Here is a 20,719-nt window from a genome sequence, read left to right on the forward strand (position 1 = left end):
TCCTCTATCCCATCGAAAAACTGGGGGTTCCTTGGGAATCTTGACGTATATTCCAATGCCTAAATATGTAGACATGAGGAACTTGTTACTGTTTGCAGCCGCTTGCTGCCTGGGTTTTACTCTAAACGCCCAAAGTGATATTGAATATTATCAAGACATGTATGAAGTCCGATTGGATCAGCCACACAAAGACCGATTCAATCCGCAGCTTCAACAGAACTTGAGAGAAGCTGGAGCCTGGAAGGCCTTCAGCCAGAATAATGATGGCTGGTATGCCATTATGAGCCCTGAGCACCATCTACCACACCGCGCGTGGGGTACGCCAATGGAAATCCCAGGTTCAACTACACAAGACAAAGCAGAGTGGTTCATCGAGAACAAGCTTTCTGATTTTGGAATCAACCTCGATGAATTGTCATCTCCTGTGGCTATTGCTACAAAGAAGAACGATATCATTCGCTACAAGCAAGTAGTGAACGGAATGGAAGTATTAGGAAGTAACTTAATCTTCAAATTCAATAATGATCGCCTGATCATGTTCTCTCTTGATTACTTCGGAGAAGCGAATGAGGTAGAAGCAACTCCACTTTCGTTTGAAACTTTGGCTTCATTCGCTACCGCGGGAATCGCTCTGAACAACATCGAAGTATCGACTGATGGCGCATTTATCTACGCACTGAAAGCTGAGAACACAACAGACCTTCGTCTAGTTGAGCGAATTTGGGTGAGTGGATACGAAAGCACAGTACCGAAGAACTACCTCACATTGGTAGACGCAACAACAGGTGAAGTGCTCGTTCGTCAGAATATGGTGCAGCACATCGCTCCCGATTCCGGCGATAAGCCAAAGAAGAAGGAAAAGAAAATCTTGACGATGGGTATGCCTGTAGTCATCTCAGGTCAAGTTGAAGGAACTATTCTTCCTTTGAACGTTTTCGATGAAGAAATTGAAGCTCCATTACCGTACTTGACGTTCAACGTAGGTGGTGAGCAAGTTCAAGCAGATGTTGATGGAGGTTTCATCACATCAGTAACTGGACCAGCAGAAGCAGACTTCGATCTTTCAGGACCATTCTGTACCATCTTTACTGCTGGTGTTACTCCTGAATTTTCAGCAACATTGGATGATGGCTACACTGTAGTATCGTTTGACAATGCGGCGAATATCCGAGAGTTGAGTGCTTACCGTAGCACAAACCAAATCCACGATCACATGAAGGCTTGGTTGCCAGATTTCGATGGATTGGATTTCTCACTGACAACTAACATTGACGTTGCAGGTGAGTGTAACGCATTCTACGATGGAGCAAGTATCAACTTCTACCCGAACGGAGGAGGATGTAATTCAACAGCGCTCTTGGCTGACGTAGTTTACCACGAGTATGGTCACGGTATCAACAACGAATTCTACCAAGACAATGGTGGTTTCTACCAGAACGGAGCAATGAACGAAGGGTACGCAGATTGGTGGGGCCTAAGTTTAACAGAAAGTCCGCTACTGGCACAAGGATTCTACGATGACTCTGACGAGCCACTTCGTCGTTATGATATCGATCCTAAAGTATTTGGTATTGATGATGACATCCAAGTACACAGCGGAGGTGAAATCATCTGCGGTGCATGGTATGACTCTCATTTGTTGATGGGTGGAGACTGGGATGCTTCTATGGAGCTTTTCATTGCTACTTACTCAGGACTTCAAGCAGTAGAGACTGACAACGCCACTGCATTTACAGATGTACTTCTTGATGCACTTCAAGAAGATGACGATGACGGTGATTTGAATAATGGTACTCCGAACGGTTTGGCGATCCTTGAAGGATTCGATATCCACGGAATTTCATTGTTCTCATACACAGAGATTGAGCACGAACCAGTTGAGTTTGCTGATTCAGGTGCTGAAGTTGTTTTAGTCGCTGACGCGGAAATCGTTTTCCCATTCGGTCAATACTTTGAGAACATGACAGCCTTCTACCGCACTGAACTAAACGGTGAATGGCAATCTGCAGTAATGGATGAAGTGAACGACGAGTTCGAAGTGAACATCGGACAGGTTGAAGGACCAGAAATCATTGAGTACTACTTTGCTATCACAGATGTGCTCGGAGGTAATTCGGCTATTTCGCCTTCAGGTGCCAACAATGAAGTATATCCAAACCTCCCATTCATGACACTTGTTGGAGTAGAGCCTGCGCTGATTAATGACTCAGATGATTACTCTGAATTTGGTGACTGGGATCCAAGCATCAATGGTGATACAGCTACAACAGGACAATGGGAAGAAGATGAGCCAGTAGGTTCAACAAGTGCTGAAGGAACGCCAGTAGCTCCGTCAGAAGACCACACACCAGTAGACTTTGGATTCTGTTTCCTAACAGGAGTGAGCCCAGGCCCTAACGGTGGAGTAGGTGAGAACGACGTAGATGCTGGACACACCACACTACTTTCTCCTGTGGTTGACCTTACGGAATACCAAAACCCAATCTTCTCATACTGGCGCTGGTATGTAAACGCACCTCCAGGAGGGGCGAACCCAGGAACTGACTGGTGGCAAGTAGAAGTATCGGATGACGGAGGTGACTCTTGGACATACATTGAGAATAACTTGACTCAAGATGTTTCTTGGAGACGCAATGCTTTCTTCGTGAGTGACTACGTTGACATCACCAACGAATTCCAAATTCGATTCATTGCCTCAGACAGTACGACTATCGGTGAAAACCTTGATGGAGGTTCGTTGATTGAAGCTGCAGTTGATGACATCGTATTGTACGATGTAGCTACTGGAGACGGAGTACTAGAAGAATCATTGATTGATTTCGCGGTATGGCCCAACCCAACGAATGGAGAGCTGCGTGTGAACATCGAACGCGCTGGTGGTCAACTAGATATTATTGACCATAAAGGACGTTTGATCGAATCAATTCCTAATCAAGCACTAGGACAAGCAGTCATCGATTTGAGCGGGTATGCTCGAGGTCAATATTTTGTGAGGTACACGGTTGATGGTATGTCCGTCAGCAAACTCATACAGTTGATAGAGTAGATCAAAGAACATATTTAAAAGGAAGAGCTATCCGAAAGGATGGCTCTTTTTTTATTTCTATCCCTCTATAGGATTAGGGGTTAAGTGTCTGCTATACAGTATAATGGGTGGTTTTTAATGGGCGTGGTAACTTTAACTTGCGCTCGATTGCAAAGTACTCGGTGAGAACGACCAATTACTCATTCTGGAGACCATTGGTTGTTCAAATCGAGCACCTTCGCCAAGTCATCTGAAAAATGTAGTGAATAGGAGAGGGATTCTGTGCCCCAGGTAGGAAGAGTGCATGATTCAGAAAACCGAAAACTGTAACTGAATATCTCAACCATAACCAAAACAAATCCTATGAGACGGATCTATCTTTTTCTCTTGGCCTGTTGTTTGTCTTTTGTGACAATGGCTCAAGAAGCACCTTATGTTGACGGCGAGATCATTATTATCACTGACGGTTCACAACCAGAAGCGATTGTCAATGATTTCTCTTCTATTGATGGGGTGCAAACACAACTCTCAATTAAGCAAACCATCAGTAATGACTTGAATACATGGTTGCTCAAATTCGATTTCAATCAGATCAGCCACGAAGCGATGTTGGCGAAGATCAGAACTTCATCGAAGATTAAGGCAGCTCAGTTCAATCACTACATCGAAGACCGTGCGGTGCCAAATGACCCACAATTCGGTAGCCAATGGCACCATATTGATGGTTCAGATAATGACATTGACACAGACCTAGCATGGGACGTGACCACAGGAGGAACAACTCCCAATGGTGACAACATTGTTGTTTGTGTGATTGAAACGCAAGGTGCAAACTGGGCACACACTGATTTGATTGCCAATCACTGGACCAACAGTGGTGAAATCCCAAACAACGGCGTTGATGATGACGGCAACGGATACGTTGATGACTTCGACGGTTGGAACGTTACAAACAGCTCTGATAACATCAATCCAGGAGGACACGGAACAGCGGTTTCCGGTATGATCGGTGCACGTGGTAACAACGGCAACGGTGGAGCTGGTGTGAACTGGGACGTAGACATCATGCAAGTACAAATGGGTGGTATTACTGAATCCAACGTACTAGCTGCGTATGCTTACGCCTTCACAATGCGTAACCTTTACAACACATCAGGTGGAACACAAGGAGCTTTCGTAGTAGCTACAAACGCTTCTTGGGGTATCGACAATGGTAACCCAGCCAACTTCCCTGCCTGGTGTGCTTACTACAATACGTTGGGTGCAGCTGGTATCCTAAACTGTGGAGCAACAGCTAACAACAACGTGAACGTCGATGTAGTAGGAGATATGCCAACAGGATGTACTTCAGACTACATGATCGCTGTGACTGCAACCAATAGCAGTGACCAAAGAACATTTTCTGGATTCGGAGCTACTTCAATCGATCTCGCGGCACCAGGACAAGCAGTATTCTTGCCTTCTGGATCAAGCTCGTACTCGAACGCAACAGGAACGTCATTCGCGTCTCCTTGTGTTGCAGGTTCTATCGCACTGCTTTACAGCGCACCATGTACTAACCTAGCCAACCTTGCGATCAGCGATCCTCAAGGAACGGCTGATATCGTTCGAGGGTTGATCCTCGATAACGTAGACGCAGTTGCTGGTCTATCAGGTGAAGTAGCAACGGGAGGACGTCTGAACGTGAACAACTCAATTCAAGCATTACTTGGTGACTGCGCCATTCTTGGTGGAGGAGTACCAGGATGTATCGACGGTAACGCATGTAACTTTGATCCATCAGCTACAATTGATGATGGAACTTGCTGTTACAGCAACTGTCACTCAGTAGTTGCTGGTGGTGGAACCTTCGATTCTGAAATCAGCTGGAATATCATCAACTCAGGTGGAACAACAGTACAGTCAGGGGTTGCAGGTACGATTGGTGCTTGTCTTCCTGATGACTGCTATACCATCGAACTTGTAGATGGCTTCGGAGATGGTTGGAATGGAGCTACCATCGATATTACCAACGAGCTTGGTGAAGTTGTATTCACAGGAACACTTGCTGCCGGTTCTTCTGAAACCTTTGAGTTCGTGGTTGGAAACCCTTCGTGTGCTGGTTGTACAGATAGCGCAGCTTGTAACTATAACCCTATCGCAATTGTTGATACTGGTGATTGTTGTTTTAGTACTTGCTATACTGTAAACGTAGGTGGTGGTACTTTCGATAGCGAAATCGGTTGGACTATCCAGAGCTACGGCGGCGTGACTGAGTACGCTCAAGGAGTAGCTGGTGACGGAACACCACTTTGTTTGAGCGATGGATGTTACCAAATGGTTTTGACTGATTCATTCGGAGATGGATGGAATGGTGCAACCATTGATATCCTGCAGTTTGGTGATATCATCTTCAGTACGACACTGGAATCAGGTTCAATTGAAACAATTCCTTTCTCGCTAGGAGCAGGGTGTGAACTCGGTTGTACAGATGAAGGAGCATGTAACTACGATCCTGCAGCTGATATCAATGACAACTCTTGTACTTACCCAGGTTGTACAAACGTTGACGCGTGTAACTACGATCCAAACGCTGGATGTAGCGGTGGTCAGTGTGTATTCGATAACCAGTGTGACGACTGTCTAACGGCTGCGAATACAGGAGTAGGATTCTACGGACCGTACTCTCCATTCGCATGGACAACAGAAACAAATGGAGGTGATGGGTTCTCAGAAATCAGTACTGGTTTTGCCTTGGTGACAGGGAACAACGCAGGTGATTCGAATATCGAAACTCAAATCACAACAACAGTTGCTGTTTCCGGTGATTTCAGCTTCGATTGGAATTATGCAACAGATGATGGTCCTTCATTCGACATCGCATACTATATCAATGGTGTTCGTGTTGATCTGACAAGCAACTTCGGTGGACTTCAGCAGGATGGATCAGTGACCTTCTCTGCAAATGCCGGAGATGTCATTGGGTTCGGAATCGAATCTACAGACGGGTGCTGTGGACGCGGATGGGTATCGATCACCAACTTCACTTGGCCATCTGATGATAGCTGTGTAGGTGGATGTACAGACCCAACTGCTTGTAACTACGACGCAACTGCAGGATTTGATGACGGATCTTGTGAGGCTACAGGTTGTACAAGCGCATTTGCAATCAACTTTAACCCAACGGCTGGCTGTGATGATGGTTCTTGTCTCTTCATGAACCCTTGTAATCAAGTGGTAAATATCGGAGGCATTCCAACAGGGTTCTTTGGTGATTATATCGCTGGTAACTGGTCAATTGATCTCGGTGCTGGAAACGGTCAGATTAATATCAACTCCGCTAGTATGGATATCACTGGAAATGACAACGGCACAAGCGGTGTTCTTACTCAAGCGACTGTGACGGCTGCTGAAACTGGTAACTACTCCTTTAATTGGGATTATTTCTCTGAAGATAGCGGTGCACAATACGATATTGGTTACTACATCAACGGAGTACGCGTAGACCTGACCGATAATTTCGGTGGACTCGAACAAGACGGAGCCGTTTCGTTTGCTGCCAACGCAGGTGACGTAATCGGATTCGGAATCGAGTCAACAGACGGATGTTGTGGAGCAGGTCACTTGATTATTACTGACTTCCAACCAGCAAATGAAGAATTGTGTTTCCCTGGATGTACTTGTCCATGGGCGTGTAACTACGATGCCTTTGCAACCTACGATGACGGTTCATGTGATTTAACATCGTGTGTTGGCTGTACAGATCCTTCGGCGTGTAACTTCGATTCTGCTGCGTTGATAGACGACGGTTCATGTGCGCCAAGTGGATGTACTGACCCTGCAGCCTACAACTACAGCAGCCAAGCAACGTGTGACGGCGGAACTTGTCTTTACATCAACGGATGCGGAAATGTAGTGGACGGAAGCGGAAACGCAGCTGGATTCACGACAGACTACGTTTCGGATAACTGGACAATCGATATTGGAGCTGGAGACGGCTCTGTCAATATCAGTGATGACCAAATGGTGATTGAAGGAAATAACAACCAAGTAGTGGATGTCCTTACTCAAGCTTCAATCACTGTAATTGAATCGGGGAGTTTCTCATTCACTTGGGATTACGTAACAGACGATGGACCACTCTATGATATCGCGTACTACATTAACGGCGTTCGTTTTGATCTGACCAATGTAAACAACGGTGTACTTCAGGGAGACGTAGTAACGTTCATGGCGAATGCAGGAGACGTTATTGGATTCGGAATCGACGCCACAGATGGATGTTGTGGAACAGGGTGGTTGACCATCACAGATTTCACCTACCCAGGAGAATCTTGTGTCGCTGGATGTACCTATGCAGATGCAGACAACTACAACAACGCAGCCCAAGTAGACGACGGTTCATGTGTCTACACTGAGTCATGTGTTGGAGACTTTGATAACGATGGCTTCGTAAATGCCGGTGACTTGCTAGTGTTCCTAGCTGCCTTCGGTACGGTTTGCCCGTAATCTTAACTACAATGTGATAGAATACCGGACCCTGAATAGGGTTCGGTATTTTTTTTATTTCGATTAAGGCGCTGAAAATCAGTGGTTAAGGGTCTGTTTTAAGGGCTGGGTGAAAATTTTTTGAAACCTCTTTGAATACCCCCCGTAATAGATAGTAAGAAATTGATGTGCTAGAACACAACGCAATTTGGATAAGCATTTTTTTGGTTAAGGTTAAGGTTCTGAAAACGTTCGGAACCTTTTTCTTTTGTCTAAACTTTTGAATGTCAGATTTCTCCTACATTCATTTACCATCGAGTTCCTACACCCTAACAATTATCCCTGTTCTACTTTCGGTAATGAAAGCAATAGCTTTCTATCTATATCAAGCATGATGTCCGCACAGGACAAAGCGCAAAGGTTTAATAGTAGTTAAGTATTTAAGTTAATTTGGTTAAGTTAAAAGTCTCGATAACGATCGGGACTTTTGATTTTTATAGCCGATTCTTAGTTACTAGTTCTTAGTTCTTAGTTCTTAGTTTTTGGTTCTTAGTCATGTTCAGAGGTGATGAGTTCTTGATCATTGACAATTGATTTCAGATACCACACTAGACTCTTGTCCCTAGACACTCGTCAGTAGTTCTCAGTTCTCGATTCCTTGTCGTCGGTTATACTCAGAGGCGAGTTTTAGATTTCAGTTTCTAGATTATCGATTCGAATCCCCCCAATTAGCACATCTTAACAGTGTAATCCTTGTCCTACAGGCACTTGAGGAATCATTCTTACGTTAATATTAAGTAGGGTAAAATACATTTGAAGTGTACAAGTAGCAAAGAGCTTTTTCATAGTTGAGGCGTTCTAGCTTCAACGAAGGTTAAGTTTAGTAGTTAAGTTATTTAGTATTTTGGTTAAGGTTAAGGCAGGGTCCCGAAAACGTTCGGGACCTTTGCTTTTTATATACCTTCGATAGCGTTGTTCTTCACCCAACCTACTTGACCATTCGCAATGCGAATCTCAGTCCAAGCACCTTCTACCGTTTGGATCTTCACCTTTGTTCCTTCATGCAAGACAAAAGCATTCGAACCATTTTCGTTCGGACCATTTTTTACATCAACTTTTGGAGACATGATCACCGCTTCTGTATTGGCTTGAATCCGCGAGTAACTCACACGAGAGATCACGTAAGACGCCATGGCCAAGAAGATCATGACGGCACCAATCCAGAACAAAGCGCGCTTCAGCCCTCCTGAACGAGAGAATAGCCAGATCATCAATAGTCCAAATCCAATCACATTGCCTAGAAGGGCAATCCATGTCCACATACCCAATCGGTCAGTTGCGGTAATGGCACTCCAAATGTTTTCTACTCCTAAACCTTTCAACTCAGGAATGCGGTCGGCTACCTTTTCGTTGGCAATGGCCAAATTCACCAACAAGTCGTCAGCAGTGGGATTGATCTTTCGTGCGCGTTCGTAGTACAATATGCTTTCGCCCAACATACCTGCTTTGAATGCAGCGTTTCCTGCATTAAAGCATAGTTCAAAACTTCGGTAGTCTGTGGCAATAGAATCATAGGTTGCGTAGGCATCACTGTACAACTCTGCTTCAAAAGCTGCATTAGCTTCGAAGAACAAGCGTTCAGCCTCAATCTTATCCATTGAGAAGCTCGGAATCTGAATGAGCAGGAACAGAATGGCTAGGATACTTCTCATGACTGTGATTCAATTTTATCGATGAGCTGATTCGCTTCGTCAAGTAAGTCGTTCTTGCTCATTTGGCTTACGGGTGCAAAACGCGCTTGCTGACAAGTTTTCCAAACCTTCATAAATCGCTCAGCCGTTTCTTCGTCGGTAGCAGAACGAACGATGTCATTCATGCTGCGTTCATTTAATCGGCTGCGGTCAATGGTGAATTTGTCCATGACATATTGTTCCATTCCTCTCGCTAGCGCGGAATAGAATACGTTGCTATTGTCTCGACCTTTCGAAGCTTCGCTGAGCCACTTCTTAGCAGATCTCTTCGCTTTCTTGCGGCGCGTACCTTCAACATCACCAGCTTCGTTGATCTTTTTACGTCTGTATGCGATAGCACCAATGAAAATCAAGAATGGCGCTCCATAACTCAAGTAAAAGGGGAGTGATCCAAAGAAAATATTTGCCGGACGTGTCAACTTACCTGCATCTGAACGGATGTAGCGAATATCCTTATTCAAGATTTGCACGTCTGATTTGGCATTGAAACTATATGGAACATCACTTCCTGCTTCACTAGGTGAAACCTTTAAGGTAATGGCCTCTAAATTGATCTTCTCGTATTGCTTCTTGATGGTGTTGAAATAGCTAAAGTCCAAACCTGGGATCTCATAGTTACCCTCCGTTCGTGGAATGACCACGTAACTGTAGGTTCGTTTACCACTTACTCCAGATGCTGTTGTACTTATACGGTCCCGAACCTCTGGATCAAATACTTCCATATCCGAAGGCCAGTCGGTTTTGGGTTCCTGAATCAGTCGCAGCGCTCCTTTACCTGAAAACTCTACACCCATATCCAATGCTTGGTTAGCTTTCATGTCGAGCGCAGAATAGGTTCTACGAATCGATAGGGAAGGGAAGCTCCCCAAGAAGTTCGCTGGCTTTCCTTCAGGAAGAGGGAGAACCTCAATGTTCACCGACTGCGAGGTAGATTCCACACGCTGTCGGTTGAAGAAGCCGCCAACAACTCCTGACATGTTGAAGCCGAAGAGCGTAAAATCACCCGTGCGTTGCGGGAAGATCACATCAATCTTAATCGTTGCCACCGAATAGCGTTGGCCATTGATAATCAGGTTTTCCCAGCGTCCTTGGTGGTCACCTACATTCTCAACCCAGAATCCATCAAATTCAGGAAGGTCATAGCTCTCGATGTTGAACGAGTTGTATCGCTGATACACTTTGTATTTGATGACAACAGGTTCTCCCAAGTACACCTTCTTCTTCGAGGCCTCAATAACCGTCACGAAGTTCTGACTAATGGAAGAGTCTGAATTCTTGCTTACGCTCAGTGTGAAAGGACGTGTTTTCAAAACGCCTGCGCTGGTTCTTACAGGAATAGCCGGGATCTCCATCTTACCCTCCACATTCGCGCGGAAGGTATAGGTGTAGCTCGTTTCAGAAGTCTTGCGGCCGTTATCTATTCGCACGCTCTGTCCGGTACTTGGTCCGTACAACAACTGCAAACCATCCACAGCTGGAAGTTTGATTTGACCATCACTGTTCGTGATTGTGACCGTAAGCTTAAATGCCTCACGCGGAGCAACAGGGTTCTTACTAACGCTCGCAGAAACGCTCACGTCTTGTCCTTGAATTGCCCCAGAAATAAAGAAGGCAACCAAGAACAGGATCAGACTACCAGTCCTTCTCGATCTTCTTCTTTTTGCCATCTTTTTTCTTTTTCAAGTTTTGTTGTAGTTCTTTCTCTCGCTGGTTCAACGCCTCCAACAGCTTCTCAGCATCTTCTTTGCTTATGCGATCAGGACGTGTTCCTTCACCTGGCTCTTCTTTCTCTTCTTCACTTTTAGAGTCTCCATTTTGGTTCTGATCCTCGCTTTCATCCTCTTTCTCACCCTGGCGCTCATTCTCCTTCTCGCCATCTTCACCACCTTCGTCGTTCTCTTGCTGCTGTTGTTGCTGCTGCTGTTGCTGCTGCTGTTGCTGTTGTTGTTCTAGCTGTTGCATCGCCATTGCCAGATTATGGCGTGTATCGTTGTCGTTCGGGTTGGCCATCAAGGCATCTTTGTACGCATCAACGGCGCCTTCAAGATCTTGTTGGCGCATTAAAGAGTTTCCGAGGTTGTGATAAGCTTGTGCTTTGGCTTCTTCGGAATCAAAGCTTTCTGCTGCGTTGCGGAAGGCGTCTGCGGCTTCATCGAATTTCTCTTGACGATATAGGGCATCGCCACGGTTGAAATCGCCGATGGCGCGTTGTCCAACGTTGCCTTCTGACAGGTTGAACAGTTCACTGGCAGCGTCGAAATCCCCACGCTCATAAGCCTGTTGTCCTTTGTTCAGTTGCTTCTTAGCTGATTGCGCTTGAACGCTCACAGTGAAACCAAGAAGTGCTATGACTAAGATGAACCTCATGATACAGTGAATTTACGTTTCCATGCGCGTTCACTCAAGAGGGTTTCTGTAACCAACAAGAGTAAGGCTGCAATGGCAAATAGTCTAAAGCGGTGCTCGTAATCAACGAAGTTAGCCGTGCCTAAATCTCCGAGTTCGAGTTCTTTGAATGCGTCGAGAATAGGACGAACATCAACGATCTGTTCATTAGCCCTAACAAACGTACCATCACCGATTTTCACCAGCTCAACCAACATCTGCTCGTTTAGCTGTGTCACCACGGTCTTTCCATTAGCGTCTGTCTTGAACCCGCTACGACGACCATTTCGATCGAACTCAGGAATAGGCGCCCCTCCAGGAAGCCCAGCCCCAATGGCACAGATTTGAATCCCTCGACTTGCTGCCAATTCCGCGCTAGCGATAGCATCATCTTCATGATTCTCACCATCAGTGATTAACAGAATAGCCTTTCCGGCTTCACTATCTTGATCAAAGCTGCTCATACATAGGTCTAGAGCCGCACCAATAGCCGTACCCTGAGTAGGAACGCTATTCGTTTCAATGGCATCTAAGAAGATTTTTGCCGCCTTCGTATCGCTGGTAAGTGGAAGTTGAACGTAGGCGTCTCCAGCAAAAATGACGATACCAAGTCGGTTACTGCCCATGTCATTGATCACTTGCTGCACGGCGCGCTTCGCCAGCTTCAAACGATTGGGCTTGAGGTCTTCAGCTAGCATGCTGTTCGAGACATCAATGGCTACCATCAAGTCAATCCCTTGCGTTTCAACCTCTTCAATTTTACTTCCCACCTTCGGATCCAACAAGGCGATGACAATCATACCCAGTGCAAGTCGCCATATGATGAACTTGAAAATGGTACGGGCAGGCGACATTCGCGGCGCCATATTGCTCAAAAGATGACCGTCTGCCAAACGCCGCAATGCGCGGTTCTTCCAAGCCAGGTTGATCAGGAAAATGATCATGCTCATCGGCAAAAGCAGCAAGGTCCAAAGCCAAGGTCGGTTGTGTAGAACCAAACTTGGATCGAACTGACTGACGAGGTAATAAAGGCCAATCATGCCCGACCAAAAGAGGACTTCGATCGCCACAAAGAGCAACACCATCAGCGGCATCTTATATGTGTTCGACTTTCTCATATTGGTGTTCTGAATACCGTTACGCGTAAGGCCATTTCCAATAACATCAATACAATCGCGATCAATAAGAATGGAGTAAACTCTTCTGTTTTTCGGTTGTATTGAAGCACATTGAATCGCGTCTTTTCTAACTGATCAATCTCTTGGTAAATAGAGTTGAGCTTGTTCTTACTGGTTGCTCGGAAGTACTTGCCCCCGGTCTCCTCAGCGATGTCTTTCAGTGTTTCTTCATCAATCTCTACCTCAATCCAATCATAGACGTACTGTCCGTTTGACATGCCTACAGGACTCTTCGCTTTACCAATCGTTCCAACACCAATAGTGTATACACGGATGCCGTAGAGAGAGGCAAGCTGTGCCGCATCGGCTGGTTTGATTTCACCTGCATTATTGACACCATCGGTCAACAGGATCACCACTTTACTCTTGCCTTCGCTTTCTTTTAGTCGATTCACTGCTGTGGCCAATCCCATACCAATCGCGGTTCCACCAGTGAGTTGTCCAGTGTGCAATTGAGCAAGTCCGTTGGTTACAACGCGGTGGTCACTGGTGAGCGGAACCTGCGTAATGCTTTCGCCTTCGTAAACAACCACACCAATGCGGTCATCAGGACGTTCAGAAACAAAGTTGACTGCTACTTCTTTGGCACTTTCCAATCGGTTCGGCTCAAAGTCTTTCGAAAGCATCGAAGCAGATACGTCCATTGCAATGACGATGTTGATTCCCTCGCGAGTGAGGTCTTCAAAGCTATCGCTGGATTGAGGCCTTGCAATCACATAGATCAAGAAACTGATCGTCATGAGACGAATAGCGAAGAGGAGGTGTCGATTCAATTGTGGTAGAATCTTCTTCCAATCTTCTGGTAAGTAGCTCGTGTTGACACTTTCTCGTCGGTAGAATTGACGAAAGAAATAGATACCACTGAGTGCTGGAATCAACAAGTATAACCACAGCGCATTTGGGTAGGCAAGCTCGTATCTGTCGTGAAAGAAAAACACGATGCCTCCCACGATCACATTGATCACGAACAATGATATAGCGAGTATGAGCCTCTTCTTTGTCATTGTTGTATCACCTCCGCCGTTTGTTCTACAAATTGCTGAGCCGAACTCATGCTTTGACTGTTCTCAGCGTCAATTGGCTTGTATTTGGCAAACTTCACCATGTCGGCGAGTTCTAGAATACCCTTTACACGCTGTTGTTCATCAACGGGTAGACCAAGTGTGCGCAGTTGAAGGAGAATTTCGCGTGTTGTTTTCTCAGTGCAGGCAATCGCAAATCGACGTTCGAGGTAGTTTCGAATGATATCACTGAGAATAGTGTGGTGTTCCTTTACTTTTCCTTTGGTAATCAAATCCATCGCCCGCAATTCAGCTAGGGCTTCATTGGCTTCAATATGCGCTGGTAATGACGGCTTCTTTTTGATGACAGGAACGAATTCCTTGTCTTTGGTGCGCTTGCTTAGAATGTAAATCACCACGGCGATGACCAAGGCAAGAACGATCAAAAGCACAGCCAACCATTTCTCCATCAATACATCCCAAATGGTGTATTGAACTTCAACGATTTCTTTAATGTCTTTGAGTTCGGCATTTTGATCAAGTTGCATTCCTTCGACATAAAGAAGGGCAGCATTCGATTCAATCGATCCACTTTCTAAAGAAAATACGATTGGAGGGATAGCGATGTATCCCGTGTCAAAGGACGTCAAGATCACCTCTTGTGCTATGACATACTTTGCTTCTTGAAACGACGTATCAATGCTTCCTTTTGAAACAATGTCTAGCGCATGAATGGAGTCTCCTTGAATTGGCCACGGATTGATATTTGGAATCTCTCCTTCACCATAGAATCGAATCAGTGCCTTGACATGTCCTCCAAGTGGAATGTCTGTGGTGTCAAGCGTAATGTCTGCTCGTTGCCCCAGAGAAGCAAGACTGATCAAACTAATGATGGCCGAAAGTAGAAACCTTTTCATCGTGTGCGCTGTTTGAAAAGGTTCATAAGTGAACGCACGTATGGTCTGTTCGTGCGAATGGTAATATTATCGACGCCCGCGCGGGTGAATTGTTCCTTGATACGCTTATTTCGTTCAAGAAAGGCATGCTTCAATCGAAGTCTATTTCTTTTGAGATTACTATTCACCCAGGTCATTTCACCATTCTCGCTATCGCGGAATAGCAACCAACCTGCTTTCGGTAGTTCTTCTTCTCCTGGGTCTTCGATTTTCAGAGCAACCAAATCGTGCTTTCGGGAAGCGATCTTCAAGCTCTGCTCAAAGTTGTCGTCGATGAAGTCAGAGAGCACGAAACAGATCGATCGCTTCTTGATCACACGGTTCATGTAATCAAGGGCAAAGGCAATATCTGTTTTCGTTCCTTCGGGCTCGAAGTCAAGTAATTCCCGAATGATACGCAGGATGTGACTTCTTCCTTTTTTCGGAGGAATGAACTTTTCTATGCGATCAGAGAAGAGTATGACTCCAATCTTATCGTTGTTCTGAATCGCACTAAACGCCAACACAGCCGTGAGTTCGGTAATCAGTGTTTTCTTAAGCTGTGTGCGTGTTCCGAAATTCCCTGACGAAGAAACATCAACCAAGATCATGGCGGTAAGCTCACGTTCTTCTTCGAAAACTTTCACGTAGGGGTGTCCCATTCGGGCCGTTACGTTCCAGTCGATGGTTCGGATTTCATCCCCATGCTGGTACTCACGATTCTCACTGAAGGCCATCCCACGTCCTTTAAAGGCTGAGTGGTATTCACCAGAGAAGATCTGTTTCGACAATCCTCGGGTTCTCAGTTCAATGGCTCTGACCTTCTTTAAAAGTTCGGTCGTTTCCATAGAGCTGTATTAAGGGACGTCGATTTGATTCAGGATCTCAGTAATGATCTGTTCTTGAGTGATATTTTCGGCTTCCGCCTCGAAGGTAATTCCTACACGGTGGCGCATGATATCCATACACACAGCACGAACGTCTTCAGGAATGACAAAACCTCGACGGTTGATGAAGGCGTAGGCCTTGGCCGCAAGTGCCATGCTAATTGACGCACGTGGCGACCCTCCGAATTGAATCAACTGACTGAGGTGTCCTAGTCCGTGATCTTCAGGAGTACGTGTAGCGAATACTAGGTCGATGATGTATTGCTCGATCTTTTCATCCATGTACACTTCGCGAACTGCTTTGCGTGCTTCCAGAATTTCAGACGCTTGAATGACTTTCTTCGGCTTCGGCATTCCGTCTACAGAAATGTTGTTGCGGACAATCATCTTCTCTTCGGCCTTTGTTGGGTAGCCAATCACTACTTTCAGTAGGAATCGGTCAACCTGAGCTTCAGGAAGAGGGTAGGTACCTTCTTGCTCCACCGGGTTTTGAGTGGCAAGTACAAGGAATGGCTCAGGAAGTTTGAAAGTCTGAGGACCGATAGTCACTTGACGTTCTTGCATCGCTTCAAGGAGAGCAGATTGCACTTTTGCCGGTGCACGGTTGATCTCATCAGCCAAGACGAAGTTGGCAAAGACAGGTCCTTTCTTGACACTGAAATCTTCGCTCTTCTGATTGTATATCATTGTACCTACCAAATCGGCAGGGAGGAGGTCAGGAGTGAATTGGATCCTCGAAAAATCGACATCAATACAAGATGCCAATGATTTGATCGCAAGGGTTTTCGCTAGCCCAGGAACACCCTCTAGAAGAATGTGTCCGTTCGCCAACAATCCAATGAGGAGTTTGTCAACCATGTCTCGCTGGCCAATGATGACCTTTTCCATCTCAAGATTGAGGAGGTCAACAAACGCGCTGGCCTTTTCAATCTTCTCACTAAGCGCGACGATGTCTTCAGACTGCATCTGATTAGATCCGGAAATACCTTGTTCCATGTTCATATAATCGACTTCTAACTTGCGTGTACTTTAAAATTAGCGTGGCCTACAAATTTCCTATATCGTACGCCAGCCGTGAGAGTGCCGCTGTTAAAAGTTGTTAAGTATAGTAGCTTATTTAACGCGTTTTGGACGCGTCGGGCGGCGCAATTTAATGCATTCAACTTGATGGTTGATAAAAGTAGCAGCACGAGTGGAAAACTACGGCGCCAAATATGAGCTGTCTAGTCATCCTAAAAGTAACTTGCTCCTGATGGACCAGAAACAAACGAAACCTTTTGCGGAGATCGTAGACCACGTGCGTGAGTTTCATGATGCTTTCATGATTGGCAATGCATACGAACCTACCGCTGAAATCGGCGTTGACCAGGTAGCCCTTCGTCATCGTTTGATGCATGAAGAGAATGAAGAGTATCTAGAGGCAGCTCAGAATGGAGATCTTGTAGAGATTGCTGACGCCTTGGGTGATCAGCTCTATATTCTTTGTGGTACCATCTTAAAGCACGGGTTGCAGGACAAGATCGTAGAGGTGTTCGAAGAGATTCAACGCAGCAACATGTCGAAACTTGACGCCAACGGAAAACCGGTAATGCGTGAAGACGGCAAGATCTTGAAGAGTGACTTGTACTTCAAACCAGACATTGCATCTATTCTCCAAATGGAGAAGCAGATTCAGGAATAGACTTATCGCTCTTAATGACGCTGAGGCAGCGAGAGAGATAGTGTGGGGAACTCAGTTTTCTTCATCAGGACCATCTTGGGGGATGGTCCTTTTTTTATCTTAAGACCATGGAATTGAAAGCACTTTTTGAAAAAGCCAAAGCGGGCAAGCGGGGAAGATTTATTCTAGATCGAGTTTTGTGGAAAGGGATTCCATTTAACCATCCGCACCGCTTCAGTATCCAGGAGTTAACTGATGAGTCAGTTGTGGTGTTGATTCCATTCCGAAGAAAGAATTTGAATCACCTGAAAGGGCTGCATGCGTGTGCATTGGCTACTGGTGCTGAATATGCTTCGGGCTTGGTAATGCTTCAGCATTTTGATCCTTCTTCCTATCGATTGATCATGAAACGGATCGAAATCGATTATCACTACCAAGGAAAAACGAACGGACTCGTGAAGTATGAACTTCCCACGTCAGTGGTAGAGTCAGAAATCAAGAAAGCACTCGAAACAGAAGATGCCGCCCTCTTCCTCTGCAAGGTTCCTGTAGAAGATGAGAACGGCAACTTGTTATGCTCAGCCGTGGTAGAGTGGCAGATCAAACCATGGACGAAGGTCCGAACGAAATCATAGTTGGACGAAGCCGGTGATTTTCCATTGGCCATCGATCATTTTGACTTCCATTCCCTTAGGCAGACCTGCATCAGAAATGGTGAAGTAGGATGCCGCTAGGTAGCCTTGTAGTGATCCCAATTCAGGGTGGTGAAGTTCTACCGGTTTCCACTCGATTCCAGCTCCGTCTGTGAGACTCGCTTTATTCGAAGAAATATTCCCAGCGTAAATACCGTCTTGAAGGATGCAGATGGTAGCCGACTCTTTTGATGGAAGTTTCCGCAAGCGCAGTGCGTTCGCTTCTACTGTGAGTAGCTCTCCGTAGCGTAATTGATTGTGGATAGACACAAAGGTGCGGTCAACTTCACTTCCTGTGAATACAAATCCGCTCGCGAGTCCTTCCAGAATTTGTTCCGGTGAACCGAATTCGTCGAGGCATTCAAAGACTTCTGCGACAGTCAAGTAATCGACACTTCCGTCATCACGTTCCCAACGTACCGAATCGGTGAAGAAAGCGGTTGTCAATGAATTGTTCTTCTGTAAGTCAACTTCCTTGAAGAGTTGAATGAATGCTTCGAAAGAAGGACTGGTTGCCGGTTCTGAAGCGTAAGCGTTCCCGCCGAAGGCGAGTAAAATAACAAGCACTAAATTTTTCATGAGTTTTTTCTTTCACAACGGAACGAATTTCAAATTCAGTGTGGCGGTGTGCTCAGCTTTAAAACGAGCGTATGGAAATGGCGAGAATCCGTAGTTCAGAGTGTGTCTATCTTTAGGTAAAATCGTAACTTTGCAGCTTGCAAAAACACTGATATGATTAACATCACACTACCTGACGGTTCGGTCAGAGAAGTGGAACAAGGTACCACTGCCATGCAGGTGGCCCAGTCGATCAGCGAAGGACTCGCTAGAAAAGTACTGGCCGCTGAAGTGAATGGTGAGGTGTACGACCTCACTCGCCCAATCAATGACAACGCAACGTTGAAGCTATTGACCTGGGATGACGATGGAGCAAAGTCGACCTTGTGGCACTCTTCTGCGCACCTGATGGCAGAGGCGTTAGAGGAGTTCTATCCAGGAGTGAAGTTCTGGGTGGGTCCGCCGGTAGAAAACGGTTTCTACTATGATGTTGACTTCGGTGAAGAAACCTTTAGTGAGCACGATTTCCAGAAAGTAGAGAAGAAGATGCTTGAATTGGCATCGCAAAAGAACGAATACGTACGCAAGGAAATCAGCAAGGACGAGGCGATTGCATATTACAAAGAGAAAGGTGATGATTACAAGCTCGACCTCTTGGAGGGCTTGGAAGATGGAAGCATCACTTTCTACACACAAGGAAACTTTACTGACCTCTGTCGTGGTCCGCACATCCCAAACACTGGCCATATTAAGGCGGTGAAATTGATGAATGTAGCTGGAGCTTACTTCAAAGGTGACGAAAAGAATAAGCAGCTAACACGTATTTACGGAGTGGCATTCCCGAAACAGAAGATGCTCAATGAGCACCTGACGTTATTGGAAGAAGCGAAGAAACGTGATCACCGTAAGCTCGGTAAGGAACTTGACCTATTCCACTTCAGTGAAAATGTAGGACAAGGGTTGCCGTTGTGGTTGCCGAAAGGTGCTGAGCTGCGCGCGCGTCTTGAGAACTTCTTGAAAGAAGCGCAACGAAAAGCAGGTTACGAACCAGTGATCACTCCGCACATTGCGTCAAAAGATCTTTATGTGACTTCTGGTCACTTTGCGAAATACGGAGAAGACAGCTTCCAACCGATTGAAACTCCTGCTGAAGGAGAAGTATACCTGCTGAAACCGATGAACTGTCCACACCACTGTGAGATTTACAAGTCACGTCCACGTTCTTACCGTGACCTACCGATTCGCTATGCAGAATTCGGAACGGTTTATCGTTATGAGCAGTCTGGAGAGCTTCACGGTCTAACACGTGTTCGTGGATTTACGCAAGATGACGCGCACATTTTCTGTACTCAGGATCAAGTGAAAGAGGAGATTGGCAAGGTGATTGATCTTGTGTTGTACATCTTCCGAGTGCTTGATTTCAAAGATTATGTAGCACAGGTTTCGTTGCGCGATCCGCAGACACCAGAGAAGTACATCGGTTCTACTGACAACTGGGAACAAGCAGAGAAAGCAATCCAGGAAGTGGCTGATGAAAAAGGTCTCAAGACGGTTGTGGAATATGGCGAAGCGGCCTTCTACGGACCTAAGCTTGACTTCATGGTTCGCGATGCGATTGGACGCAAGTGGCAGCTGGGTACAGTTCAGCTAGACTACAACCTTCCAGAGCGCTTTGAACTTGAGTATACAGGTAGCGATAACGCACCTCACCGACCAGTAATGATCCACCGTGCGCCGTTTGGATCGATGGAACGATTTGTGGCAATTCTCATTGAGCACTGCGCAGGAAAGTTCCCAATCTGGCTAACGCCGGAACAAGTTAGGATCCTTCCAATCAGTGATCGCTTTATGGATTATGCTCAAGAACTTTCGAAAGTCCTTGAAAATTACGATATTCGCGCCCTCATTGACGAAAGGGGAGAAAAGGTCGGGAAGAAGATTCGCGACGCCGAACTAGATCGCATCCCATACATGCTAATCATTGGAGAAAGCGAAGTAGAGGAGCGAAAGGTGTCAGTGAGAAAGCAAGGTGAAGGAGACGTTGGGTCAATGTCACCAGAAGAGTTTGCAGAGGTAATCAATGGCGAGATTGCCACACTGTTAGAATTGAATTAGTAATTAAAAAGTACGAGCCATAGCAATACGAAGAAGACGTAAGAGAGGTCCTGCCAGAGTCATTA

General features: G+C 45.8%; 14 protein-coding genes. 5 read left to right on the forward strand and 9 right to left on the reverse strand.

Features of this window, described 5'->3' with window-relative positions; translation table 11 throughout:
* Positions 1-157 precede the first annotated feature (157 nt).
* Together RA156_RS03345 and RA156_RS03350 are read left to right on the forward strand one after the other, a co-directional pair.
* Positions 158-3,046, forward strand: coding sequence for a T9SS type A sorting domain-containing protein (locus RA156_RS03345; protein WP_306642761.1), 2,889 nt, complete (start codon positions 158-160; stop codon positions 3,044-3,046).
* Positions 3,047-3,388: 342 nt separating this feature from the next.
* Positions 3,389-7,513, forward strand: coding sequence for a S8 family serine peptidase (locus tag RA156_RS03350; protein ID WP_306642763.1), 4,125 nt, complete (start codon positions 3,389-3,391; stop codon positions 7,511-7,513).
* 932 nt (positions 7,514-8,445) lie between these two features.
* On the opposite strand, the gene RA156_RS03355 is transcribed toward RA156_RS03350, so the two are convergent.
* From RA156_RS03355 to RA156_RS03390, 8 genes are read right to left on the reverse strand one after another with little or no spacing between them, the layout of a single operon-like run.
* Positions 8,446-9,204 carry an SH3 domain-containing protein gene (locus RA156_RS03355; RefSeq protein WP_306642765.1) on the reverse strand — a complete coding sequence of 253 codons (759 nt, stop codon included), beginning with the start codon at positions 9,202-9,204 and terminating at the stop codon, positions 8,446-8,448.
* The gene (locus tag RA156_RS03360; protein ID WP_306642767.1) at positions 9,201-10,910 is read right to left on the reverse strand and encodes a BatD family protein; all 1,710 of its coding nucleotides are present in this window, start codon (positions 10,908-10,910) and stop codon (positions 9,201-9,203) included. Before RA156_RS03360 ends, RA156_RS03355 begins: the two co-directional genes overlap by 4 nt.
* Positions 10,876-11,610, reverse strand: a complete 735-nt coding sequence (locus RA156_RS03365; RefSeq protein ID WP_306642769.1) for a tetratricopeptide repeat protein — start codon at positions 11,608-11,610, stop codon at positions 10,876-10,878. Before RA156_RS03365 ends, RA156_RS03360 begins: the two co-directional genes overlap by 35 nt.
* Positions 11,607-12,746, reverse strand: coding sequence for a VWA domain-containing protein (locus RA156_RS03370; protein WP_306642771.1), 1,140 nt, complete (start codon positions 12,744-12,746; stop codon positions 11,607-11,609). The genes RA156_RS03365 and RA156_RS03370 overlap by 4 nt, the downstream gene beginning before the upstream one ends.
* Positions 12,743-13,771 (reverse strand): vWA domain-containing protein, encoded by a 1,029-nt coding sequence (locus RA156_RS03375; protein ID WP_306642773.1) that lies wholly within the window; start codon positions 13,769-13,771, stop codon positions 12,743-12,745. Before RA156_RS03375 ends, RA156_RS03370 begins: the two co-directional genes overlap by 4 nt.
* A gap of 35 nt (positions 13,772-13,806) precedes the next feature.
* On the reverse strand, positions 13,807-14,724 hold the full coding sequence (locus RA156_RS03380) for a hypothetical protein (protein WP_306642775.1): 918 nt from the start codon (positions 14,722-14,724) through the stop codon (positions 13,807-13,809).
* Positions 14,721-15,590 carry a DUF58 domain-containing protein gene (locus RA156_RS03385; RefSeq protein ID WP_306642777.1) on the reverse strand — a complete coding sequence of 290 codons (870 nt, stop codon included), beginning with the start codon at positions 15,588-15,590 and terminating at the stop codon, positions 14,721-14,723. The genes RA156_RS03380 and RA156_RS03385 overlap by 4 nt, the downstream gene beginning before the upstream one ends.
* A 9-nt stretch (positions 15,591-15,599) precedes the next feature.
* Positions 15,600-16,631 carry an AAA family ATPase gene (locus tag RA156_RS03390; RefSeq protein ID WP_306642779.1) on the reverse strand — a complete coding sequence of 344 codons (1,032 nt, stop codon included), beginning with the start codon at positions 16,629-16,631 and terminating at the stop codon, positions 15,600-15,602.
* A gap of 250 nt (positions 16,632-16,881) precedes the next feature.
* On the opposite strand from RA156_RS03390, the gene RA156_RS03395 reads away from it, so the two are divergent.
* Both RA156_RS03395 and RA156_RS03400 read left to right on the forward strand, forming a co-directional pair.
* The gene (locus tag RA156_RS03395; protein ID WP_306642781.1) at positions 16,882-17,310 is read left to right on the forward strand and encodes a pyrophosphohydrolase domain-containing protein; all 429 of its coding nucleotides are present in this window, start codon (positions 16,882-16,884) and stop codon (positions 17,308-17,310) included.
* Positions 17,311-17,417: 107 nt separating this feature from the next.
* Positions 17,418-17,924, forward strand: a complete 507-nt coding sequence (locus tag RA156_RS03400) for a DUF4442 domain-containing protein (RefSeq protein ID WP_306642783.1) — start codon at positions 17,418-17,420, stop codon at positions 17,922-17,924.
* On the opposite strand, the gene RA156_RS03405 is transcribed toward RA156_RS03400, so the two are convergent.
* On the reverse strand, positions 17,919-18,560 hold the full coding sequence (locus tag RA156_RS03405) for a hypothetical protein (RefSeq protein ID WP_306642785.1): 642 nt from the start codon (positions 18,558-18,560) through the stop codon (positions 17,919-17,921). The genes RA156_RS03400 and RA156_RS03405 overlap by 6 nt on opposite strands.
* Positions 18,561-18,713: 153 nt before the next feature.
* On the opposite strand from RA156_RS03405, the gene thrS reads away from it, so the two are divergent.
* Positions 18,714-20,654: a threonine--tRNA ligase gene (thrS, locus tag RA156_RS03410; RefSeq protein ID WP_306642787.1), complete on the forward strand. Its 1,941-nt coding sequence runs from the start codon at positions 18,714-18,716 to the stop codon at positions 20,652-20,654.
* Positions 20,655-20,719: the final 65 nt, after the last annotated feature.

Origin of the sequence: Sanyastnella coralliicola (genome assembly GCF_030845195.1) — a bacterium.
Classification (GTDB): Bacteria; Bacteroidota; Bacteroidia; order Flavobacteriales_D; family Sanyastnellaceae; genus Sanyastnella; species Sanyastnella coralliicola.